We start from the raw sequence: 21,280 nt of genomic DNA, 5'->3' as shown, positions 1-21,280 counted from the left end.
CATGAAGGTTGTGAATAACTTATATCCGGCACCGGTCTTATTACAGCCGCTATCCCATCAGCGCGGATCAGAAGTCATAGCGCCCGGTGACCCCCAGGGTCCGTGGTGTGCCGAGCAAGCCCTCATAACCGCCGTTACCACCGGTCCAGAGGGTGGTGTAGTAGGTCTTGTCGAAAGCGTTCTTCAGCCATAGCGAGACGTCCCACTGGCCCTGGTTGAAGTCGCCACGCAGGCCGGTGGACAGGTTGACCACGGCATAACTGGGAATCTGCCCGTAGGTCGAATCCTCGACGGTGCCGACGGCCTTGGAGCGGAAGGCATAACTGGCGGTGACATATTCTTCCCAGCCGTTATCCAGGTTCCATTTGTACTCGCCATTGGCGTTGCCGATCCATTTCGACGCACCGACCACCTGGTGTCCGCTGAGGTCGCAGGAGGCCGGTGCTCCCGGCTGCAGGCTGACCTCCGGCGGGCACGGCGCATCCTTGTAGGACAGGTAGCGGACATCGTTATAGGAGCCGTTGAGGTTGAGCGTCAGGCCGCGCAGGGGAATCAGCGTGCTCTCGACTTCCACCCCGCGTGAGCGCACCGAGCCGGCATTGGTCAGGTACTGCACGCGGTTGTCGGCATCATAGGCGTTGGTCTGGTAACCGTTGACCTGGGTCCAGAACAGGTTGGCGTTGAGTTGCAGGCGCTTGTCCCACAGTGTGCTCTTGAAACCCAGCTCGGCGTTGTTGGCGCGCTCGGTGCCGATCAGCAGCGAATCGGCGCCCGCCGTCGGCGCCGAGCCCACCGCGAGGTTCACGCCACCGGACTTTTCCCCGTGGGACAAGGTGGCGTAACCCAGCAGCTCGTCGGTGAAGCGATAACTCAGGTTCAACAGGCCGGACGGACTGGTGCTGTACTGGCTGAGGTTGCCGGAGTCATAGATACCGGCACGACCGCGGCGGGCCGTGGCCGCGGCACCGGTCACGGCAGCGCCACCGAGCGGCGCATCGCGGGTCACCCAGGCGCTTTTTTCCTCGTAGCTGCCGCGCAGGCCGGCGGTGAAATCCAGGCGTTCGGTCAAATGCCAGGTACCCTGGGCGAAGAGCGCGAAACTGTCGGTATCGATATGCCCGTTGCCGATGCTGGTGACGTTGTTCAGCGCGCCGGTGGGGGTGCCGTTCCAGATGTCGGCCTGGGGCCCGTAGTAGCTGAAACTCTTGTTGTCGAGCTTGGAGCCGAAGTAGTACGCGCCCAGCACATAGTCGAAGAAACCACCCGTGGGCGAGGCCAGGCGAAACTCCTGTGACCACTGCTTGTCTTCCACCGAAACCCCGGCGTTGTAGGCCGCCGGCACATTGAGGCCATCGTCGTTGCGCGGGGTGAAGTTCCACCAGCGATAGGAACTGACGGAGGTCAGGGTGAAATCGTTGGGCAGGGTCCAGTTGGCCTCCAGGGAGCTGCCACCCTGGAACACCGTGACATGCTGCTGGCCATCGAGATTCACCTCGCGATGGGGGCCGTTGGCAAGGGTTGCCCCGGCGGCATTGGCCCGGGACTGGTAGAGGTTGACGCCATTGATGGTCGGGCCGGTGCTGTACAACACGCGGGTCCCGGCACTGGAGTCCTCTTCGTTGTAGTCGCCGATCCAGCGCAGGTTGAAGTTCTCGTTGGGCTTGTACAGCAGTTGCGCGCGAAAGCCATCCCGGGAGCCGCCGTTCAACTCGTGGCCGTCGTATTCGTTCTTGATATCGCCGTCGCTGCGGGTGCGATAGGCCGACAGGCGCCCGGCCAACTGATCGTTGAGCGGGCCCGAAATCGTGCCCTTGGTCTGGAAATAACCGTCCTCGCCGACCGAGCTTTCGATACTGCGCTCCGGGGTGAAGCTCGGCGCCCGGGTGTTGATATTGATCACCCCGGCGGTGGTGTTCTTGCCGAAGAGCGTGCCCTGGGGACCGCGCAGGACTTCCAGTTGCTCGATGTCCATCAGATCGAAAACCGCCATGCCCGGACGCCCCAGGTAGACGTTGTCGATATACAGCCCGACGCTGCCTTCGAGGCCGTCGCTGGCCGGGTTGTTGCCCAGCCCGCGAATCGACACGCTGGACTGGCGCGCATGCATGTAGGCGACGTTGACGCTGGGCACCAGCTGCTGCAGATCCTGGATGCGATAGACCCGCTGGCTTTCCAGGGCCTGGCCGCCGATCACGCTGATGGGCGTGGGCACGCTCTGGGAGCTTTCCTCACGGCGCCGGGCGGTGACGGTCACGGTTTCCAGCCGGCCGCTGTCGGCCTTGGGTTTGCTGCTGGCGGTGACGGGGGCCGTCTCCACAGGGATTTCGCTTTCGGCGGCATGGCCCAGCGACCAGCTGGCGCTCCCCGCCAGCAACAGGGCCAGGGGCAAGCGCTTGAGCCGCCGCGAAGGGTGATGCACAGCAAGATTGAACGAACTCATGGGCGGCTCCTGGTCAAAAAATACACAAGACGTATATTCTTTAAAGTTATTTATTTATGTTTTTACAAAGATTTACTGCATAAGAGATTGCCTTTATAAGGAGTTGACCTAATGCATAGCCAATGCATTTCCCCGATATTTTTTATGTGAAAAATGCATATCGATCTGCGCCAACTCCGCCACTTCATCGCCCTCGCCGAGCAGCGCAGTTTTGTCGCCGCCGCCCTCGCGGTGAACCTGTCGCAGTCGGCGTTCAGCCGCAGCATCCAGGCCCTGGAACACAGTGCCGGCTGCCAGTTGGTGGATCGCGGACGCAAGGACCTGGCCCCGACCAAACAGGGCCAGGTATTGCTCGAACATGCCCGGCGACTGGTCAGCGGGGCCCAGCAACTGGCCAATGAAATCAGCCAGTTCAACGGCCTGGAGGCCGGGGAGTTGCGTTTCGGTTGCGGGCCGGCACCGGCCTCGGGACTGATCCCCCGCGCCATCGGCCATTTCATCGGGCGCTACCCGAAAGCCCGGGTACAGTTCCAGGTGGATGACTGGCAGAGCCTGAGCAAGCGCCTGCTGAACGAGGAGTTCGAATTCTTTGTCGCCGACACCCGCAGCTTCGAGGCCAACCCGGACTACCTGACCCAGCGCCTGCGCCCGCGCAGATGGCATTTCTGCTGTCGGGCCGGGCATCCGCTGGCGGCGCAGGCGAGTGTCACGGCCGAGCAGTTGCTGAGTTATCCGCTGGCCTCGACGATTCGCCCGCCGAACCTGCGCAAGGTGATCGTCGATCTCAGCGGCCGCCCGGATTTCACCCCGCAGGTGGAGTGCGAAAGCGCGTTCAGCCTGCTGGGCGTGGTGTTGCGTTCGGATGCCATCGGCATCTGCGGGGAGAACAGCGATGCCTGGGAATACGCCCGGGGCGATCTCGTGCGACTGAAGATCGACGGGCTGGCGGATGACCTGGAGGAGCTGTACACCCGCTACGGCATCGTCAGCCGGGCCGGGTATCGCTTATCGCCGCTGGCCGAAGCGATGATCGAGCAGATCAGGAGCGAGGATGCTCTGGAAGCGGATGAGGTGTGCAACCTGGAGCAGGTTGCTGTCTGAACCCACCCTTTCGCGGGCAAGCCCGCCCCCACAATGCCCGCGGGGCTCGCCCCCTTCGTGGGAGCGGGCTTGCCCGCGAAGAGGCCCGGAAGATCAGCGCAAACCGCCCCCCATGCACGGCATGCATCGGAAACAGTCGCCAAATGCGCTTGCCGAAAGCCGCGCCGCAACGCGAAATCCTTCATCTGTCTTCCTCTGCGGTGAACTCCCATGCCCCATGTGCGCAACGTGCTCTACATCATGTGCGACCAGCTGCGTCGCGACTACCTGTCCTGCTACGGCCACCCCCATCTGCAGACGCCGAACATCGACCGCCTGGCCGCCGCCGGCGTGCGCTTCAGCCGCGCCTATACCCAGGGCACCATCTGCGGACCGTCGCGGATGTCGGCCTATACCGGACGCTATGTCAGCAGCCACCAGGTGGCCTGGAACGCCGTGCCGCTGCCTCTGGAAGAGCTGACCATCGGCGACTACCTGCGTCCCCACGGCATCCGCACCGCCCTGGTCGGCAAGACCCACGCCACGCCCAATCTCGACGCCCTGCAGCGGCTGGCCATCGACCCCGACAGCGCCCGGGCCGAGCCGCTGAACGAAGTCGGCTTCGAAGCCTGGATGCGTCACGACGGCATCTACCCCGACAGCCCGCTGTTCGCCGACAAGCGCGAGTCGGCCCCCTACACCCACTACCTGCGCGACCTCGGTTATGGCGGCAGCAACCCCTGGCATGACTGGGCCAATGCCGCCGAAGGCAGCGACGGCGAAATCCTCAGCGGCTGGAAAATGCGCCACGCCCATCTGCCCGCACGGATCCCGCAGCAGCACTCGGAGACGGTGTACACCACCGACCGCGCCATCGACTTCATCAACCAGCAGGGCGAACAGCCGTGGTGCCTGCACCTGTCGTATATCAAGCCGCATTGGCCCTACCTCGCCCCCGCGCCCTATCACGCCCTGTACGGGCGCGAGCAGGTGGTGCCGGCGGTGCGTGCCGAGCCGGGCGAGGCCAGTGATCACCCGGTCTACAACGCTTTCCGCCAGCACGAGGAAAGCCTGAATTTCTCCCGGGACGAAGTGCGGTTGAATGTGGTGCCGACCTACATGGGCCTGATCAGACAGGTGGATGACCAGCTCGGGCGACTGTTCGACGTGCTCGAAAGCAGCGGCCGCTGGGATGACACGCTGATCGTGTTCACCAGCGATCACGGCGATTTTCTCGGCGATCATTTTCTCGGGGAAAAGGAGTTCCTGCTGGAGCAAGCGGTCGGCGTGCCACTGATCGTGCGCGACCCACGGACAGCGGCGGATAGCACGCGCGGCACGGTGGATGCACGCCTGGTGGAAACCATCGACGCGCTGCCGACCTTTCTCGACGCGCTGGGCCTGCCGACGGCGGAACACCGGCTGGAAGGCCGCTCGCTGGTGCCGTTGCTGCATGGCGGACAACCGCACTGGCGCCACTATGCCATCGCCGAATACGACTACGCGTTCCAGGCCCCGGCGCGGGAACGCCTGGGGCAGGCGATCGATCGTTGCCGGATGACCATGGTGCGCAGCGAGCGCTGGAAGTACCTGGCGTATGACGGCTTCCGACCGCAGTTGTTCGACCTCCAGGAAGACCCCCAGGAACTGCGCGACCTGGGGGCCGATCCGGCATTCGCGACGGTGCGTGAAGAGCACCTGGGCTATCTGCTCGACTGGCTGCGCGGCCTGAAGCGCCGGACCACCATCAGCCACGAGGAGATCGACCTGCGCGGCCAGCGCTTTCGGTATGGCGAACCGGAAGCGGAAAAGGTGGTGCAGATCGGCGTCTGGTAAAACTTCCAGGGCCTCTTCGCGGGCAAGCCCGCGAAGGCGGCGGTCCTGTCACCGCGATACTCAAGCCCCCTTGAGCGTCTGGCTGCGCTGCCCATGCACACCCACCGGCACTTCACCCCTGAGCGTCACCCGCCGCACGATCCGTTCCTGGGTGCCATAGTCGTCCACCGCGTAATGCTGGGTCGAACGGTTGTCCCAGATCGCCACATCGCCGCTCTGCCAGCGCCAGCGCACCGTGTTTTCCAGGCGGGTCACATGGCTCTGCAACAGGTTGAACAGGTGCGCCGAATCCGCCAGCGAATAGCCCTTGATGCGCTTGACGAAGTGCCCCAGCAACAGGCTCCTCTCGCCGCTGATGGGGTGCACCCGCACCACCGGATGCTCGGTCTCGTACACCGTCGAGGTGAAGACCTGGCGGTAGCGCTCGAGCTTTTCCGCCGAGACATTCGGCCGCGAGCCGGCGTAGTCGTATTCGTTGCTGTGCACCGCCCAGAGCTTGTCCGCCAGCTCGCGCAGCTCCGCCGGCAACTCCTCGTAGGCCGCCGCCGTATTCGCCCACACGGTGTCGCCACCGGAGGTCGGCGCCAGCACCGAGCGCAGGATCGAGGCCTTCGGATAGGCGTCGACGAAGGTCACGTCGGTGTGCCAGGAGTTGGCCCGCTGGCCCTGCGCGCCGTCCAGCTCCAGCAGGTAACGCGTGCCGTCGCGCACCGGCACCGTCGGATGCGCCACCGGCTCGCCGAGCAAGTGCGAAAAGGCCTCCTGACTCTGGTCATCGAGGTGGGTCTGGCCGCGGAAGAAAATCACCTTGTACTGCACCAGTGCCTGCTGGATCGCCTCGATGACGTCCGCCTCCAGGGCGCCGGAAAGCTCTACGCCACGGATCTCGGCGCCGATACGACCGGCCACCGGATGGATCTCCAGGGTGTGCACAGCGGGTTTTACAGCAAGTGCGGCATTGCTCATGGGTGAACCCTCGTCGGACTGCTTACGGTTTGAGCCGCAGCGAAACAACGCTCTATCTATATTCAATTTAGGTCTAATAGATATTCACATGCTTCGTTGACGGAATAAGAGCTTGCATTTAAAACCTCAAGCCTCACTCGTCGCAAATGCCTTCGAGCTATTTTTCGGATGCCGGGAAAGCATATGGATCTTCGCCAACTGCGCTATTTCATCGCCCTCAACGAACACCGCAGTTTTGTCCGCGCGGCAGACGCCATGGGCATCACCCAGCCAGCCTTCAGCCGCAGTATCCAGGGGCTGGAACAGGAGTTCGGCTGTGTGCTGGTGGACCGCGGCAACAAGGACCTGCGCCCGACGCCCGAAGGCCAGGTGGTGTTGCAACATGCCCTGACCCTGGTCCAGGGCGCGGCGCTGCTGAGCGCTGAAGTGACCCAGATGACCAAGCTCGACGCCGGCGAACTGCGCTTCGGTTGCGGCCCCGCGCCGGCGGTGAAACTGGTGCCGGAAGCGGTGGCGCGATTTATCAACGCCCACCCGAAAGTGCGCACCCGGTTCCAGGTGGATAACTGGGAAAAGCTCAGTCGCAGCCTGAGCCGCGAGGAGATCGAATTCTTTATCGCCGACATCCGCCATTTCGAGGCCGACCCGAACTTCCAGACCCAGGCACTGACGCCCAGGCGCGGCGTATTCTTCTGCCGCCCCGGGCATCCGTTGCTGGCCAAGGAAAGCCTGTCGACCAACGACATGTTCGACTATCCGCTGGCGACCACGCTGATCCCGCCGGGCATCCGCAAGCTGCTGGCGAACCTCAGCGGGCGAACGGATTTTTCGCCGAATATCGAGACCGAGCATTTCCCGGCGCTGGTGAAGATCGTCCGCCAGTCCAATGCGATCGGCGTCGGCACCCATGAGGCGTTCGTCGAAGATGTGGCCCAAGGCTCGCTGGTACTGCTGCACTGGCGCAACCTGCCGCAGAACATCGAGAGCATGAACGCCCGCTGCGGGATCGTCAGCCGCACCGGCTTCCGGCTGTCGCCGGCGGCGCGGGCGATGATCGAGACGCTGGTGGCGGTGGACAGCCAGGAAGATCGCGTCGCCGTTTAGGACCTCTTCGCGGGCAAGCCCTCAGGCACTACGGATCACAACCCTGCCGCCGCCAGGTTCGGCGCCACCCAGTCGGTCACCTTGAACGGCTTGCGGATCAGCTTCTGCCGGACCGCCAGATCCACCGAATCCTGCAGTTTGCCAAGGAACACCGGGTCCAGTTGCGAAGGGAAAATCTCGCTGAGTTTCTCGTCCTTCAGGTCCTGCTGGAGAATCACCGGTGGATAACTGGCCAGTCCCGAGACGAGTTGGACGTAGGCATCCTTGTTGCCATCCTCGGTCAGCCATTCCACGGCTTGCTGCTGGGCCTTGAGCAACTTGTCGACCACATCCGGGTGGGCATCGACAAAGGCCCCGGAACCCACCAGCACGCTCTGGATGCTGCCGGCCCCGCCCAGCGCCTTGGTGTTCACCGGCAATTCGGCCAGGCCCTTGGCCTGCAATGCCGTCAGGTTCGAACTGCCCCACGACGCATCGATCTGCTTCGCCGCCAAGGCCGCCACCGCCGCGCTGAAATCCAGGTTGATGACCTTGAAGTCCTTCTCGCTCAAGCCCTGGCTGGCCAGCGCGGCATCGAAAGAAAGCTGGCTGGCGGTGCCACGGAATACCGCCACGCGCTTGCCTTTGAGGTCTTCCAGGGTCTTGATCCCCGAGCCGGGCACCACGCCCAGGTACTGCTTGACCCCTCGCGCCGAGGCACTCAGCAACCGCGTATCCAGCCCGTTCGACTTGCCGATGATCGCCGCCAGGTCGCCCAGGTAAGCGAAGTCCACCTGACCGTTGGCGAAGGCTTCATTGATCACCGGGCCGGCGCCCTTGAAGAAATTCCACTGCACCTTGATGCCCTGGTCGGCGAAGGCCTTTTCGTAGATCTGCCGGCTGCGCAGCACATCCACCACACCGCCGCCGCTGTGTTCGGTGCCGGCGCTCAGGTCGGGCACGGCAATGCGGATTTCCTTGAGCTCGGCCGCCTCGGCCGAGAGCGGCAGGTAGCACAGCACGCCGGCCAGGGCGGTGGTGGCGAACAGGCGGACGACGCCGCCTTTGAACAGGGTTTTCATGGGGTGGTGCTCCTTTGCGACAGGCTTCGAGGCGCTGAAGGTAGACACAGCCTTGATCAACAATAAAATACTAATAATTCACATTTTAGTAACTTTAAAGAATATAAGCACTGAAACACCGCTCCCTCCGCGCCATGCATGCAGTGCATCGAAAATATTCTTCGAATGCATTGGATGCTTGCCTTGTACGGGCCTTAAATGGCTTTTTCTTATCTCCCAATAGAATCGATAAGATTTTTTATAGACCCAATAAGCATATACAAACAAGCTTATTCAAATCAGCGCCGTGCATCGCCCGGAACACCGACAACGGAGGTCTGCCATGGCCCGTGTTTCTCTCCTCAGTCTGCCGCTGACACTCCCGCCCGCCGGGCACCGGCGGTCATGGCCCGGCCTCGGCCCGCGGGCATTGCCCTGGCTGCTGCCCCTGACGCTGGCGGCCCTGTGGTGGATCGCCAGCCGTGAGCGGTGGATGAGCGAGCAGATCCTGCCGCCGCCGTCGCTGGTCTGGCAAAGCGCCCTGGACCTGGCCGGCGGCGAATTGTGGAGCCACCTGTGGATCAGCCTGCAGCGCCTGCTGCGCGGTCTGCTCACCGGGGTCGGTATCGGCGCCCTGCTGGGTGGCTTGCTGGGGTTCAGCCGGCGCGCCGAGCGCTGGGTGTTCCCCACCTTCAGCGCCCTCGCGCAGATCCCGACCCTGGCCTGGATTCCGCTGTTCATGGTGTTTTTCGGCATCGGCGAAATGCTCAAGCTGGTGGTGCTGATCAAGGCCGTCGTGGTGCCGGTGACCCTGCATACCCTGGTCGGTGTACGCGATGCCCAGCCGAGGCTGCGCGAGGCCGCGGCGGTCCTGCGCCTGCCGCCGTACCTGCTGGTCCGCCGGCTGATCCTGCCCGCCGCGCTGCCGGCGTTCATGGCCGGCCTGCGCCTGGCGCTGGCCGCCGGCTGGACCTCGCTGCTGGCCGTGGAACTGCTGGCCTCCAGCGAGGGTATCGGCTACCTGATGGTCTATGCCCGGCAACTGTTCATGCTGGATATCGTCTTTGTCTGCATCCTGGTCATCGGTGTGCTCGGCGTGCTGATGGACCGGGGCATCGCCCTGCTCGACCGGCGCCTGGTGCACTGGCCGCACCCGGCCACCGCCCAGATTCCCCGTGGCCCGCGGTATCAGGGCTGGCAACGCCTGCAACCCTGGGCACTGCCGCTGATGCTGCTGGTGCTCTGGCAAGGCGCGAGCGACCAGCAGTGGATCGACGCGAACATCCTGGTCAGCCCCTTGGCGGTGCTGCACAGCCTCTGGAGCGGGATACTCGACAACAGCCTGCCCGCCAGCCTGGGCCTGAGCCTGAAACGCACCCTGGCCGGCCTGCTCCTCGGCGGGTCCCTGGGCTTTGGCCTCGGCTTGCTGCTAGGTCTGTCGAAAACCGGCGAGCGCCTGCTCGGCCCGAGCCTGTCGGCCCTGCGCCAGATCGCGATTTTCGCCTGGGTGCCGCTGCTCACCGCCTGGTTCGGCCTGGGCGAACTGGCCAAGGCGGTGTTCGTCGCCCTGGCCGCCTTCTTCCCGTTGTTTATCGCCACACAGCGCAGCGTCGCCAACCTGTCGCCGCAACTGAGCGAAGCCGCCCAGGTCCTGCGCCTGAACCTCTGGCAACGCCTGCGCAAGCTGGTGTTGCCCGGTGCCGCCCCGGGGATTTTCGCCGGGCTGCGCCTGAGCCTGATCTACGCCTGGCTCGGCACCCTCGGCGCCGAATACTTCATGCCGTCCAACGGCGGTATCGGCGCGGTGATGATCGGTGCCCAACAGCTGCTGCGCATGGACGTGATCATGGCCGGCATGCTCCTGGTCGGTCTCACCGGCGCCCTGATCAACCTGCTCGGCCAACGCCTCGAAACCCGCGCCACCCGCTGGAGACACGCATGAACGCACCGATTGTCAGCTTCAACCAGGTCGGCAAATCCTTCGACGTCGACGGCGCCGAACTGCAGGCCATCGATGAATTCAGCCTGGATATCGCCGAAGGCGAATTCGTCGCCATCGTCGGCTCCAGCGGTTGCGGCAAATCCACCTTGCTGCGCCTGCTGATCGGCCTGGACACGGCCTTTCGCGGCGAGATCCGCGTCGACGGCCAGGCAATCGCAGGCATCGGCAGCGAACGCGGCATCGTGTTCCAGGAGCACCGGCTGTTTCCCTGGCTGACGGTCGCGGAAAACATCGGCCTGGGCCTCGTCAACGAGCCGCTGGGCAGCGCCGAGCGCCAACGCCGCATCGACGATTTCATCCAGCTGGTGGGGCTCGGCGATTTCACCCGCGCCTATCCGCACCAGCTCTCCGGCGGCATGGCCCAGCGCGTGGCGATTGCCCGCGGCCTGGTGGCCAGCCCGCGCATCCTGCTGCTGGACGAGCCTTTCGGTGCCCTCGACGCCCTGACCCGCCAGCAGATGCAGGACGAGCTGCTGGCCATCCGTGCCCGGGCGAAGATCACCACGCTGCTGGTCACCCACGATGTCGAGGAAGCGATTTTCCTGGCCGACCGGGTGGTGGTGATGGAACCGCGTCCTGGACGGATCAAGCAGGTGGTCGAAGTCGCCCTGCCCCATCCGCGCCAGCGCAGCAGCTTCGACTTTCACCAACTGCGCGAGGAACTGCTTCACGAGCTCACCAGCGACGACCACTACCAGCCGCCGGCTCCCGAGCAGATACGCGACCTGCCCCTGACCTTCATTGCCTGCTGAGAGGAACCCCGACATGGCGCAACGCCCGAATTTCCTGGTGATCCTGGCCGACGACCTCGGCTTCTCCGATATCGGTGCCTTCGGCGGCGAGATCGCCACGCCGAACCTCGACGCACTGGCCCATGGCGGCCTGCGCCTGACCGATTTTCACACCGCACCGACCTGTTCGCCGACCCGTTCGATGCTGCTGACCGGCACCGATCACCATATCGCCGGGATCGGCACCATGGCCGAGGCGCTGACCCCGGAGCTGATCGGCAAGCCGGGCTACGAGGGCTATCTCAACGACCGCGTGGTGGCCTTGCCCGAACTGCTGCGCGACGCCGGCTACCAGACCCTGATGAGCGGCAAATGGCACCTGGGCCTGACCGCCGAGCTGGCGCCCCATGCCCGTGGTTTCGAGCGTTCTTTCTCGCTGTTGCCCGGCGCCGCCAACCATTACGGCTTCGAGCCGAGCTACGACGACCGCACGCCGGGACTGCTCAAGTCGACTCCGGCGCTGTACATCGAGGACGACCGTTTCGTCGAGCAACTGCCAGAGGACTTCTATTCCTCCGACGCCTTTGGCGACAAGCTGCTGCAATACCTCAAGGAGCGCGACCAGACCCGGCCGTTCTTCGCCTACCTGCCGTTTTCCGCGCCGCACTGGCCGTTGCAGGCACCGGCCGAAGTGGTCGCCCGGTACAAGGGCCGCTATGACGCCGGGCCAGAGGTGCTGCGCCTGGAACGCCTGGAAAAGCTCAGGCAACTGGGGCTGATCGACACGGAGGTGGAGCCGCATCCGCTGCTGGGCCTGAACACCGAATGGGCGGCCCTGAGCGAGGAACAGCGCCAGGTGTCCGCACGGGCCATGGAGGTCTATGCGGCGATGGTCGAGCGGATGGACTGGAATATCGGCCGGGTGGTGAATTACCTGCGCAACCAGGGCCTGCTGGACAACACCTTTATCCTGTTCATGTCCGATAACGGCGCCGAGGGTGCGCTGCTGGAGGCCTTTCCCAAGTTCGGCCCGGAACTGCTGAGCTACCTGAACCAGCACTACGACAACAGCCTGGCGAATATCGGCCGGGCCAATTCCTACGTCTGGTACGGCCCGGCCTGGGCCCAGGCGGCGACGGCGCCGTCCCGGCTGTTCAAGGCCTTTACCACCGAAGGCGGGATCCGCGTGCCGGCGCTGCTGCACTATCCGGCGCTGACCCGGCCGGGGCAGATCAGCCATGGCTTTTCGACGGTGATGGATATCACCCCGACCATTCTCGACCTGGCCGGCGTGCGCCATCCGGGCAAGCGCTGGCGCGGCAAGGACGTGGCGCCGTTGCGCGGCAAGTCGTGGCTGGGCTTCCTCTCGGGCGAGACGGCGCAGGTGCATGACGAACACACGGTCACCGGCTGGGAGCTGTTCGGCCGGCGGGCGATTCGCCAGGGACACTGGAAGGCGGTGTATATCCCCGGCCCCGTGGGGCCGGCGACCTGGCAACTGTATGACCTGAGCGTCGACCCCGGGGAAATTCATGACCTGGCCCAGGCCCTGCCGGACAAGCTCGACGCCCTGATCGGGCATTGGCAGCGCTATGTCGAGGAAACCGGGGTGATCCTCAGTGCGTCGCCGTTCCAGCCGGATTGAGACAAGAGCAAAACCTCCAGGAGCCCGCCCGATGATCGTTCCCACGCTCCGCGTGGGAACGCCTCACTGGACGCTCTGCGTCCGCTTTTTGTGGCGCAGAGCATCACGGGCTGCATTTCCACGCCGAGCGTGGGGACGATCGGCGTTGCCTACCCCTGTGCCGTACGCGCCGCCTGCGGGCTCCGCCGTTCCTGCGCGGCAAACCGGTTCGCCCGGCCGAACGTGCCGAAATCGTTGAAGCGCACGCCCATCTCGGCCATCACCCTGTGCGCCACCGGCGCGGTCATCTGGCGGATATAGAAGGGCTCCTTGACCACAAAATGATGAATCCCATGGGTGCTGCCGAAATTGAAGCAGAACGCCTGCAACGGCCACAGCCACCAGGGATTGAGCACCTGGGTCTGCTGGATCACGTTGCCCGGCTCGACGTCGCCGTAGTAGTGCATGTTCGAGCTGATGAAATGCAGGCAGAAGGTGCGCAATACGTTCGGCCCGATCAGCACCACCACCGCGATATCGATCACCCGCATCACCGCCAGGGTATCGGCCGACCAGTCGATCGACGCTCCCAGCAGGCCGGCGAGGCCATTGGCGCCGTGGAAGCCGAGGAATACATACCAGGCCCCCCAGTGCAGCAAGGCCAGCGGTGCATAGACCAGGAACACCCGCTTGAGAATGCTGCGCCGATGGGCCCAGGTCTTCGCCCGGGACATGCGGATCAGCGCCGACATCATGTTGTCGCCCACCATCAGCAGCCGCGCCAGTCCCCAGGGCTCGCCATTGGTGATCGCCCGCTCTTCCATGTCGGCCTCGGTGCCGGACACCTTGTGGTGGTTGAGGTGCAGGTGCCGGCGGACCCACGGGTTGATGGTGCTCGGCCGCGCCAGCCAGACCAGCGCCAGCATCAGATTGTGGGGCAGCCGCTGCTTGCGGAAGTACATGCTGTGGATCAGGTCGTGCTCCAGCTCATGGGTCAGTGAGGCCAGGAACGCGTTCAGCAACAGGCATGCCCACCAGGCCAGGTAACCCTCCATGTAGAGCGCCGCCGAGCCGACCATGCCGGCCAGGGCAAAGGCCAGGATGCCCGCGCCAAGGGCGTCCTGGTGGTTCAGCAGCGGGTAGCGCCGGCGCAGTTCGACGCCCCGGGCCATGACCACTTCACGAATATGCGCGCTGCGTTGTTGTGCATTCAGGCGCTCGGGACTTGCGCAAACACCATCCATGATTCCATCCTCTGGTTATTGATGTTCGCATCCTGCGCCGCGCCGTCGCCCAACGTAGTAGCCGCGAACGCCAACCTGTTGACCGGATGCGCCAACATGCCCGAACCGACTTCGCTTTCCAGCTGGACCCGCGCCCTGCGCAAGCAGCTCGACGCCCTCGGCCTCGACAGCGCCGCCCTGTGCCGCGAGGCCGGGCTCGACCCGCAGTTGATGGACGATCCCAACGCCCGCTACCCGTTGTCGGCCACCACGCGCCTGTGGCAACTGGCGGTGACGGCCAGCGGCGACCCGGCGATCGGCCTGCGGGTCTCGCGTTTCGTCAGCCCGACCACCTTCCACGCCCTCGGTTATGCCCTGGTCGCCAGTGGCAGCCTGCGCGAGGTGTTCGAACGGATCGTGCGCTATCACCAGGTGGTCAGCGATGCCCTCGAGCTGGAACTGAGCCGCGAGGGCGAGCGCTACCGTTTTCGCCTGCAGGTGCCCAAGGACAGCCCGGCACCGGCGCCAGAGGCCATCGACGCCTTCGCCGCGATCTACGTGCGCACCTGCCGCAACCGCCTGGGCCGCGAATACGCGCCGCTGGCGGTGTACTTGCGGCGGCCCGAGCCGGCCGATCCGAAACCCTGGCACACGGTGTTCCGCGCGCCGGTGTTCTTCGCCGCCGCGGAAGATCGCCTGGAGTTCGCCTGCGCCGACTTCGACAGCCATCTGGACGACGCCAACCCGGAACTGGCCGAGCACAACGAAGCGGTGCTCAATCGCACCCTGGCACAACTCAAGCCGCTGACCTGGGAGCGCAAGGTACGCCAGGCCATCGAGGCGCAGTTGCCGGAAGGCGAACCGTCGGCCGAACGCATCGCCCAGGCCCTGCACCTGAGCCTGCGCAGCCTGCAACGGCACCTGGCCGACGAGGGTTGCCGCTACGACACGCTGCTCAACGAATGCCGGGAAAACCTGGCGCTGCTGCATCTGCGCGACCCGCAGTGCTCATTGAGCGAGGTCAGCTACCTGCTCGGTTTTGCCGACACCAGCAGCTTCAGCCGGGCGTTCAAGCGCTGGACCGGCATCACCCCGGGGCAGTTCCGCGACGGACTGCGCTGAAGGCCCCTGAAGGAACGAACACACGGGACGCTGTAGGAGCCGGCTTGCTGGCGATCCAAGCATCTCGGTCCATCAGACACTCCGCTGCGATGCTATCGCCAGCAAGCCGGCTCCCACGGTTCGGGGCGTACACAAAGCCTGTGCACGACCGATAGCTTGTAGGAGCCGGCTTGCTGGCGATCCGAGCACCTCGGTTTATCAGACACACCGCTGCGATGGTATCGCCAGCAAGCCGGCTCCCACGGTTCGGGGCGTACATGACGCCTGTGCACGACCGGCAACTTGTAGGAGCCGGTCAGTTGCTGGCCGCCGCCCGCAGGCGTTCCAGGTCGAGAATCTCGATTTCCCCGTAGTTGAGGTGGACGATGCCCTCGTCCTGCAGGCCCTGGAGAATCTGGTTGGTGGTCTGGCGTGATAGCGACAGCATCGACGCCAGTTGGTCCTGGGCCAACGGGATCAGTTGCCGCGAGTGATTGAGCTCGCCGTAGCCTTCGGCGATCTGCAACAGCCGATGCGCCAGGCGCGCCGGGGCTGGCATCAGGCTCAACTGCTCCAGGCCGATAAAGGTCAGGCGCAGCTTCTGGCTCATCAGCAACGCGAACTGCCGCCAGTATTCCGGGTGCTCTTCCAGCAGTTCCAGCAGGACACTCTGCGGCACTTGCAGAAGAATCGTATGGCCAACGGCATAGGCATCGTGGGTCCGGGGCAGGCCGTCGAACAGGGAAATCTCGCCGAACCAGTACGGCAGTTCGATCAGGCTGAGCAGCGCTTCCTTGCCTTTTTCGCTGACGGCACCAACCCGTACCGAACCTTCGAGAACCGCATACAGGCCGCACGGCGGATCGCCGCGCTTGAACAGGCGCTGACCCGGCGTCAGGCGCCGCCCCTTGGCCGCGGCCAGCAAGCTATCCTGCAAGTGTGCAGGCAGATTGCTGAACCAGTGGCCCGTCAGCAGGCGCGAGCGCCAGGCAGATACGTCCATGAGATCTCCAAAACGATTGTCGTCTAGCCGACAGTGCAAATTTTCCGGTTGGGGCATGATCCCATCACCCCACAGGAGGAATAACAATGAAAAACCTCGTCGAGCATCTCAGTCAATACGCGGCATACCACCGTGATCCGCGCAATATCGCCAGTCACTTCATCGGGATTCCGCTGATCGTGGTCGCCGTCGCCGTCTTGCTGTCACGGCCAGGATGGCCGGTGGCCGGGCTCTGGCTGACCCCGGCGGTACTTTTGGCGGTGGTCTCGGCGTGGTTCTACCTGCGCCTGGAAGTGGCCCTCGGACTGCTGATGACGGTGCTGCTCGGCCTATCCGTTTGGCTAGGCCAGATACTGGCCGCACAGAGCACGATGGTCTGGTTGAGCAGCGGCGTCGGCCTGTTCGTGCTCGGCTGGGCGATCCAGTTCGTCGGGCATTACTACGAAGGGCGCAAGCCGGCGTTTGTCGACGACCTGAGCGGATTGATCGTCGGACCGCTGTTCGTGGTGGCGGAACTGGCGTTCCTGCTGGGACTGCGCAAGGCGCTCAAGCATGAGATCGAAGCGCGGGCGGGGGTGGTGCAGTTGCGGGAGAAGCGGGCGGCCGTTTGAGGGGGGGCCTGAAAGGGCCTCTTCGGTCTCTTCGCGGGCAAGCCCGCTCCCACACTGTCCGCGTCGTACCTGAGTCTTGTGGACGAACGAGAACCTGTGGGAGCGGGCTTGGTCTGGGCAGCATTCCGACGAGTCAGACCAGCACAAGCGCCGCCAGCTTCAGATATTGGCCAGTTTCTGCCAGACCTTGGGTTTGAAGAACAGCGTCTCACCCCGCGCCAGGCCGATCAGGCTGTCGTGGTCCTTCACCACTTCAGCCTCGATCAGTTCGCTCTGGCCCTCGACCTTCAGCGTCACCCGAGTGGTCGCGCCCAGCGGACGGATATCGCGCACTTCGGCCGCATGGTGGTCTTCCAGTTCGTGACGCGACAACGACACCTCGTGGGGACGGAACAGCACATGGTTGTCCTCCCCCAGGTGCAGGCGGTTGGAGTCGCCGAGGAAGTGGTAGACGAAATCGCTGGCCGGATTCTCGTAGACCTCGCCCGGTGAGCCGATCTGCTCGATCACGCCCTTGTTCATCACCACAATGCGGTCGGCGACTTCCATCGCTTCTTCCTGGTCGTGGGTCACGAACACCGAGGTCAGGTTGATATCTTCATGCAGGCGCGCCAGCCAGCGCCGCAGCTCCTTGCGCACCTTGGCATCCAGGGCCCCGAACGGCTCGTCCAGCAGCAGCACCTTGGGTTCCACCGCCAGGGCCCGGGCCAGGGCAATGCGCTGGCGCTGGCCGCCGGACAGCTGTTCCGGATAACGGTCGGACAGCCAGTCCAGCTGCACCATGTTCAGCAGTTCATGGACCTTGGTCGCGATCTGGCTTTCGCTCGGACGCTGGTTCTTCGGCTTCATGCGCAGGCCGAAGGCAACGTTGTCGAACACGGTCATATGGCGGAACAGCGCGTAGTGCTGGAACACGAAACCGACGTTGCGATCGCGCACGTCGTGACCGGACACGTCTTCGCCGTGGAACACGATGCTGCCGTCATCCGGGGTTTCCAGACCGGCGATGATCCGCAGCAGGGTGGTCTTGCCGCAGCCGGACGGGCCGAGCAACGCCACCAGCTCGCCGCTCTGGATGTCCAGGTTGATGCTGTTCAGGGCCTTGAAGGCGTTGAAGTTCTTGCTGACATTACGGACTTCGATCGACATGACTTATTCCTCCGCGGCGCTGGCGCGCAGGCGGTTGATTCGGTTTTCGCTCCACTGCTTGAGCAGCAGGATGAAGAGCGCCAGGATCAGCAACAGGCTCGCCACGGCGAACGCGGCCACGTGGTTGTATTCGTTGTAGAGGATCTCGACGTGCAGCGGCAGGGTGTTGGTCACCCCGCGAATGTGCCCGGAAACCACCGACACCGCGCCAAACTCGCCCATCGCCCGCGCCGTGCAGAGCACCACGCCGTAGATCAGGCCCCACTTGATGTTCGGCACGGTGACATGCCAGAACATCTGCCAGCCGTTGGCGCCCAGCAGTCGCGCCGCCTCTTCTTCCTGGGTGCCCTGCTCCTGCATCAGCGGGATCAGTTCACGGGCGACGAAGGGCACGGTGACGAAGATCGTCGCCAGGACGATGCCCGGCAAGGCGAAGACGATCTGGATATCGTGGTCCGCCAGCCAGGGGCCGAACAGGCCCTGGGCGCCGAACATCAGCACGTAGACGAGACCGGCGATCACCGGCGAGACCGAGAACGGCAGGTCGATCAGCGTGACCAGCATGCTCTTGCCGCGAAAGCTGTACTTGCTCACGCACCAGGCGGCGCTGACGCCGAACACCAGGTTCAGCGGCACCGAGATCAGCACGGCGATCACCGTCAATTTCAGCGCCGACAGTGCGTCCGGCTCGAAGATCGCGGTGAAGAACGCGCCGAGGCCGAGCTTGAGGCCCTGGGACACCACGATAAACAGCGGCAACAGCAGGAACAGCGCGAAGATCAGCCAGCCGAGGCCGATCAGGAGCTGTCGCGAGACGGCACTGCCGCGGCGGGCAGCGTTGGCCGAGGAAGCGGCGCTTATGGACGATTGGGACATGTTCGCGCCTCCTTATGGGGTTTCGATACGCCGCTGCAGCAAGTTGATCAGCAGCAACAGGACAAAGGAAACCACCAGCATCATCACGCCGATGGAGGTCGCGCCGGTGTAGTCGTACTGGTCGAGCTTGACCATGATCAGCAGCGGCAGGATCTCGGTCTTCATCGGCATGTTGCCGGCGATGAAGATCACCGAGCCGTACTCGCCGACGCCACGGGCAAAGGCCAGGGCGAAGCCCGTCAGCCAGGCGGGCAGCAGCGCCGGGACGAGGATGTGGCGGAACACCTGCAAGGGCTTGGCGCCCAGGCAGGCCGCGGCTTCCTCGACTTCACGGGGAATGTCGGCGAGCACCGGCTGCACCGTGCGAACCACGAACGGCAGGGTCACGAAGGTCAGTGCCAGGGTGATGCCCAGCGGGGTGTAGGCGATCTTGAAGCCCAGGTCGGCGGCGAACTGCCCGACCAGGCCGGTCGGCGTGTACAGCGCGGTCAGGGCGATGCCGGCGACGGCGGTGGGCAGGGCGAACGGCAGGTCGATCATCGCATCGATGATCTTGCGTCCCGGGAAGGTGTAGCGCACCAGCACCCAGGCCAGCAACGTACCGATAATGCCGTTGATGATTGCCGCATACAGCGCGGTGCCGAAGCTCAGCTTCAGGGCCGCGACCACCCGGGGCGCCGAAATGATCGCCCAGAACTGCTCCCAGGTGAGTTGGGCGGCGTGCACGAACATCGCCGCCAGCGGTATGAGCACAATCAGGCTGAGGTACACCAAGGTGTAGCCCAGCGTCAGCCCGAAGCCGGGTATGACGGGGGAGATACGACGTGACATAAAAGTCCTTGGTTGTGACGCACAAAAGCCCCGAATGAAATCCGGGGCTCCGAGCTTGGCTTACTGTAGGTTACCGTTTCAGTTACTGGGCCTGGTAGATCTGGTCGAACACGCCACCGTCATTGAAGAATTTCGGTTGCGCCGATTTCCAGCCGCCAAAGTCCTTGTCGATGGTCACCAGGTCAAGTTTCGGGAATTGCTTCTCGTACTTGGCGGCGACCTTCTCGTCACGTGGACGGTAGAAGTTCTTCGCGGCGATTTCCTGGCCGGCCGGGCTGTACAGGTGCTTGAGGTACTCGGTGGCGATCTCGGTATTGCCTTTCTTCTCGGCGTTCTTGTCGACCACGGCCACCGGCGGTTCGGCGAGGATCGACAGGGAAGGCACGACGATATCGAACTTGTCGGCGCCGCCGTCTTCCTTGAGGGCCAGGAATGCTTCGTTTTCCCAGGCCAGCAACACGTCGCCCTGACCGTTGTTGACGAAGGTGATGGTCGAGCCGCGAGCACCGGTGTCGAGGATCGGCACGTGCTTGAACAGTTCTTTCACGTATTCCTGGGCCTTGGCTTCGCTGCCGCCGGCTTTCAGGCCGTAGGCCCAGGCGGCGAGGAAGTTCCAGCGGGCGCCGCCGGAGGTTTTCGGATTCGGGGTGATGACCGAGACGTCTTTCTTGATCAGGTCGTTCCAGTCCTTGATGCCCTTGGGATTACCCTTGCGCACCAGGAACACAATGGTCGAGGTGTAGGGGGTGCTGGCGTCCGGCAGGCGCTTCTGCCAGTCCTCGGGCAGGGTCTTGCCGAGCTTGGCGATTTCGTCGATGTCGCCGGCCAGGGCCAGGGTCACCACGTCGGCACGCAGGCCGTCGATCACGGCACGGCCCTGCTTGCCGGAACCACCGTGGGATTGCTGGATCTTCACGTTGTCGCCGGGATGAGCCTGCTTCCAGAAGCTGGTGAACTCGGCGTTGTAGTCCTGGTACAGCTCACGGGTCGGATCGTAGGACACGTTGAGCAGTTCATAATCCTTGGCAACAGCGGAACCGGCAAACACGGCACTGGCGAGCGCGGCCAGGGCGTAACGGCGAATCGACGACATGGTGAAGCTCCCGAAAATTTTTTGGTGTGTTGGCTTTTTCTTATGGCGCTTCAAGCCCGCATTCGTGCTTGAACGCTGCAGTTTTTTCTGGGGGGCATGAATGACGCCCTCCGGTTGACCAGTCGGGCCTCTGACGAACTCAGAGGGTGATGCGGGATTCAGCTGGGTTTGTTGCTGGGGTTTTGCAGACGGAACTTTTCCTTGCGTTCGATCTGTACCACCTGAGCGTTATGGACGGTGATTTCCACCGCACCAAAACGCAGGTCGCGCAAGGCGCTCTGGATCTCACGCAGGATGGTTGCTTCGTCCTGGCCGTCAACGCTACGCAGAGATGCGCTCATGGTCGTGCTCCTGAAATAAGGGTTGCCCCGGCAGTGGCGGGACTGCTTATGGCGTGGAGGCAATATTAGACAGGCGAAGTTATTCTTAAAAATACTATTTAAGAATTTTAATATAACCAAAACTTTATCAGAGGATTCGGGAATGGCCGCCGCTGCGCGTCGGATCGCCAGCAAGCCGGCTCCTACCGGAAATGGTCTCGCACACGGCACCTGTGGCAGACACCACTGC

18 protein-coding genes are annotated in these 21,280 nt (G+C 63.9%); 8 read left to right on the top strand and 10 right to left on the bottom strand.

Annotated elements, in window-relative coordinates; genetic code table 11:
- Positions 1 to 67: 67 nt before the first annotated feature.
- The gene (locus KI243_RS00990; protein ID WP_212810350.1) at positions 68 to 2,440 is read right to left on the bottom strand and encodes a TonB-dependent receptor; all 2,373 of its coding nucleotides are present in this window, start codon (positions 2,438 to 2,440) and stop codon (positions 68 to 70) included.
- Between the two features lie 153 nt (positions 2,441 to 2,593).
- On the opposite strand from KI243_RS00990, the gene KI243_RS00985 reads away from it, so the two are divergent.
- Together KI243_RS00985 and KI243_RS00980 are read left to right on the top strand one after the other, a co-directional pair.
- Positions 2,594 to 3,541: a LysR family transcriptional regulator gene (locus KI243_RS00985; protein WP_017124732.1), complete on the top strand. Its 948-nt coding sequence runs from the start codon at positions 2,594 to 2,596 to the stop codon at positions 3,539 to 3,541.
- A gap of 210 nt (positions 3,542 to 3,751) precedes the next feature.
- Positions 3,752 to 5,356 carry an alkaline phosphatase family protein gene (locus KI243_RS00980; protein WP_212810349.1) on the top strand — a complete coding sequence of 535 codons (1,605 nt, stop codon included), beginning with the start codon at positions 3,752 to 3,754 and terminating at the stop codon, positions 5,354 to 5,356.
- Between the two features lie 60 nt (positions 5,357 to 5,416).
- Here the strand turns inward: KI243_RS00980 and KI243_RS00975 are convergent, their stop codons facing one another.
- Complete coding sequence (locus KI243_RS00975) at positions 5,417 to 6,322, bottom strand: TauD/TfdA family dioxygenase (protein WP_042934737.1); 906 nt, start codon at positions 6,320 to 6,322, stop codon at positions 5,417 to 5,419.
- 183 nt (positions 6,323 to 6,505) lie between these two features.
- Between KI243_RS00975 and KI243_RS00970 the strand changes: the two genes are divergently transcribed.
- Complete coding sequence (locus KI243_RS00970) at positions 6,506 to 7,426, top strand: LysR family transcriptional regulator (protein ID WP_103032478.1); 921 nt, start codon at positions 6,506 to 6,508, stop codon at positions 7,424 to 7,426.
- Positions 7,427 to 7,461: 35 nt separating this feature from the next.
- On the opposite strand, the gene KI243_RS00965 is transcribed toward KI243_RS00970, so the two are convergent.
- Positions 7,462 to 8,487, bottom strand: coding sequence for an ABC transporter substrate-binding protein (locus tag KI243_RS00965; protein ID WP_212810348.1), 1,026 nt, complete (start codon positions 8,485 to 8,487; stop codon positions 7,462 to 7,464).
- A 322-nt stretch (positions 8,488 to 8,809) separates the two neighbouring features.
- Here KI243_RS00965 and KI243_RS00960 point away from each other — a divergent pair, with 322 nt between their 5' ends.
- From KI243_RS00960 to KI243_RS00950, 3 genes are read left to right on the top strand one after another with little or no spacing between them, the layout of a single operon-like run.
- Complete coding sequence (locus tag KI243_RS00960) at positions 8,810 to 10,408, top strand: ABC transporter permease (RefSeq protein ID WP_212810347.1); 1,599 nt, start codon at positions 8,810 to 8,812, stop codon at positions 10,406 to 10,408.
- Positions 10,405 to 11,220 carry an ABC transporter ATP-binding protein gene (locus KI243_RS00955; protein ID WP_212810346.1) on the top strand — a complete coding sequence of 272 codons (816 nt, stop codon included), beginning with the start codon at positions 10,405 to 10,407 and terminating at the stop codon, positions 11,218 to 11,220. The genes KI243_RS00960 and KI243_RS00955 overlap by 4 nt, the downstream gene beginning before the upstream one ends.
- A 13-nt stretch (positions 11,221 to 11,233) precedes the next feature.
- Positions 11,234 to 12,844, top strand: a complete 1,611-nt coding sequence (locus tag KI243_RS00950) for an arylsulfatase (RefSeq protein WP_017124737.1) — start codon at positions 11,234 to 11,236, stop codon at positions 12,842 to 12,844.
- Between the two features lie 149 nt (positions 12,845 to 12,993).
- Here the strand turns inward: KI243_RS00950 and KI243_RS00945 are convergent, their stop codons facing one another.
- Complete coding sequence (locus tag KI243_RS00945; RefSeq protein WP_042934744.1) at positions 12,994 to 14,067, bottom strand: fatty acid desaturase; 1,074 nt, start codon at positions 14,065 to 14,067, stop codon at positions 12,994 to 12,996.
- A 96-nt stretch (positions 14,068 to 14,163) separates the two neighbouring features.
- On the opposite strand from KI243_RS00945, the gene KI243_RS00940 reads away from it, so the two are divergent.
- Positions 14,164 to 15,168 carry an AraC family transcriptional regulator gene (locus KI243_RS00940; protein WP_017124740.1) on the top strand — a complete coding sequence of 335 codons (1,005 nt, stop codon included), beginning with the start codon at positions 14,164 to 14,166 and terminating at the stop codon, positions 15,166 to 15,168.
- 295 nt (positions 15,169 to 15,463) lie between these two features.
- Here the strand turns inward: KI243_RS00940 and KI243_RS00935 are convergent, their stop codons facing one another.
- Complete coding sequence (locus tag KI243_RS00935; RefSeq protein ID WP_017124741.1) at positions 15,464 to 16,150, bottom strand: Crp/Fnr family transcriptional regulator; 687 nt, start codon at positions 16,148 to 16,150, stop codon at positions 15,464 to 15,466.
- 86 nt (positions 16,151 to 16,236) lie between these two features.
- On the opposite strand from KI243_RS00935, the gene KI243_RS00930 reads away from it, so the two are divergent.
- Positions 16,237 to 16,761 (top strand): Mpo1-like protein, encoded by a 525-nt coding sequence (locus KI243_RS00930; RefSeq protein WP_212810345.1) that lies wholly within the window; start codon positions 16,237 to 16,239, stop codon positions 16,759 to 16,761.
- 159 nt (positions 16,762 to 16,920) lie between these two features.
- Here KI243_RS00930 and KI243_RS00925 read toward each other — a convergent pair whose 3' ends face one another.
- The 5 genes from KI243_RS00925 to oscA all read right to left on the bottom strand — a co-directional run bounded on the left by KI243_RS00925 (position 16,921) and on the right by oscA (position 21,051).
- Positions 16,921 to 17,910, bottom strand: a complete 990-nt coding sequence (locus tag KI243_RS00925) for a sulfate ABC transporter ATP-binding protein (RefSeq protein ID WP_017124743.1) — start codon at positions 17,908 to 17,910, stop codon at positions 16,921 to 16,923.
- A gap of 3 nt (positions 17,911 to 17,913) precedes the next feature.
- The gene (cysW, locus tag KI243_RS00920; RefSeq protein WP_017124744.1) at positions 17,914 to 18,786 is read right to left on the bottom strand and encodes a sulfate ABC transporter permease subunit CysW; all 873 of its coding nucleotides are present in this window, start codon (positions 18,784 to 18,786) and stop codon (positions 17,914 to 17,916) included.
- A 12-nt stretch (positions 18,787 to 18,798) separates the two neighbouring features.
- Entirely contained in the window at positions 18,799 to 19,617 is an 819-nt protein-coding gene (gene cysT, locus KI243_RS00915) for a sulfate ABC transporter permease subunit CysT (RefSeq protein ID WP_017124745.1), read from the bottom strand.
- Between the two features lie 82 nt (positions 19,618 to 19,699).
- Positions 19,700 to 20,710, bottom strand: coding sequence for a sulfate ABC transporter substrate-binding protein (locus tag KI243_RS00910; RefSeq protein WP_017124746.1), 1,011 nt, complete (start codon positions 20,708 to 20,710; stop codon positions 19,700 to 19,702).
- Positions 20,711 to 20,868: 158 nt separating this feature from the next.
- A complete protein-coding gene (gene oscA, locus KI243_RS00905; protein WP_007945260.1) occupies positions 20,869 to 21,051 on the bottom strand; it encodes a sulfur starvation response protein OscA in 183 nt (60 codons plus the stop codon).
- Between the last annotated feature and the right edge of the window lie 229 nt (positions 21,052 to 21,280).

The sequence above is a fragment of the Pseudomonas sp. Ost2 genome (assembly GCF_018326065.1).
GTDB lineage: Bacteria > Pseudomonadota > Gammaproteobacteria > Pseudomonadales > Pseudomonadaceae > Aquipseudomonas > Aquipseudomonas gingeri.
This window is presented reverse-complemented; position numbering and strand designations above follow the sequence as displayed.

Excerpts from the sequence above, each read along its gene's own strand:
- KI243_RS00990 (WP_212810350.1), bottom strand. The coding sequence starts at position 2,440 with ATGAGTTCGTTCAATCTTGCTGTGCATCACCCTTCGCGGCGGCTCAAG.
- KI243_RS00985 (WP_017124732.1), top strand. The coding sequence starts at position 2,594 with ATGCATATCGATCTGCGCCAACTCCGCCACTTCATCGCCCTCGCCGAG.
- KI243_RS00980 (WP_212810349.1), top strand. The coding sequence starts at position 3,752 with ATGCCCCATGTGCGCAACGTGCTCTACATCATGTGCGACCAGCTGCGT.
- KI243_RS00975 (WP_042934737.1), bottom strand. The coding sequence starts at position 6,322 with ATGAGCAATGCCGCACTTGCTGTAAAACCCGCTGTGCACACCCTGGAG.
- KI243_RS00970 (WP_103032478.1), top strand. The coding sequence starts at position 6,506 with ATGGATCTTCGCCAACTGCGCTATTTCATCGCCCTCAACGAACACCGC.
- KI243_RS00965 (WP_212810348.1), bottom strand. The coding sequence starts at position 8,487 with ATGAAAACCCTGTTCAAAGGCGGCGTCGTCCGCCTGTTCGCCACCACC.
- KI243_RS00960 (WP_212810347.1), top strand. The coding sequence starts at position 8,810 with ATGGCCCGTGTTTCTCTCCTCAGTCTGCCGCTGACACTCCCGCCCGCC.
- KI243_RS00955 (WP_212810346.1), top strand. The coding sequence starts at position 10,405 with ATGAACGCACCGATTGTCAGCTTCAACCAGGTCGGCAAATCCTTCGAC.
- KI243_RS00950 (WP_017124737.1), top strand. The coding sequence starts at position 11,234 with ATGGCGCAACGCCCGAATTTCCTGGTGATCCTGGCCGACGACCTCGGC.
- KI243_RS00945 (WP_042934744.1), bottom strand. The coding sequence starts at position 14,067 with ATGGATGGTGTTTGCGCAAGTCCCGAGCGCCTGAATGCACAACAACGC.
- KI243_RS00940 (WP_017124740.1), top strand. The coding sequence starts at position 14,164 with ATGCCCGAACCGACTTCGCTTTCCAGCTGGACCCGCGCCCTGCGCAAG.
- KI243_RS00935 (WP_017124741.1), bottom strand. The coding sequence starts at position 16,150 with ATGGACGTATCTGCCTGGCGCTCGCGCCTGCTGACGGGCCACTGGTTC.
- KI243_RS00930 (WP_212810345.1), top strand. The coding sequence starts at position 16,237 with ATGAAAAACCTCGTCGAGCATCTCAGTCAATACGCGGCATACCACCGT.
- KI243_RS00925 (WP_017124743.1), bottom strand. The coding sequence starts at position 17,910 with ATGTCGATCGAAGTCCGTAATGTCAGCAAGAACTTCAACGCCTTCAAG.
- cysW (WP_017124744.1), bottom strand. The coding sequence starts at position 18,786 with ATGTCCCAATCGTCCATAAGCGCCGCTTCCTCGGCCAACGCTGCCCGC.
- cysT (WP_017124745.1), bottom strand. The coding sequence starts at position 19,617 with ATGTCACGTCGTATCTCCCCCGTCATACCCGGCTTCGGGCTGACGCTG.
- KI243_RS00910 (WP_017124746.1), bottom strand. The coding sequence starts at position 20,710 with ATGTCGTCGATTCGCCGTTACGCCCTGGCCGCGCTCGCCAGTGCCGTG.
- oscA (WP_007945260.1), bottom strand. The coding sequence starts at position 21,051 with ATGAGCGCATCTCTGCGTAGCGTTGACGGCCAGGACGAAGCAACCATC.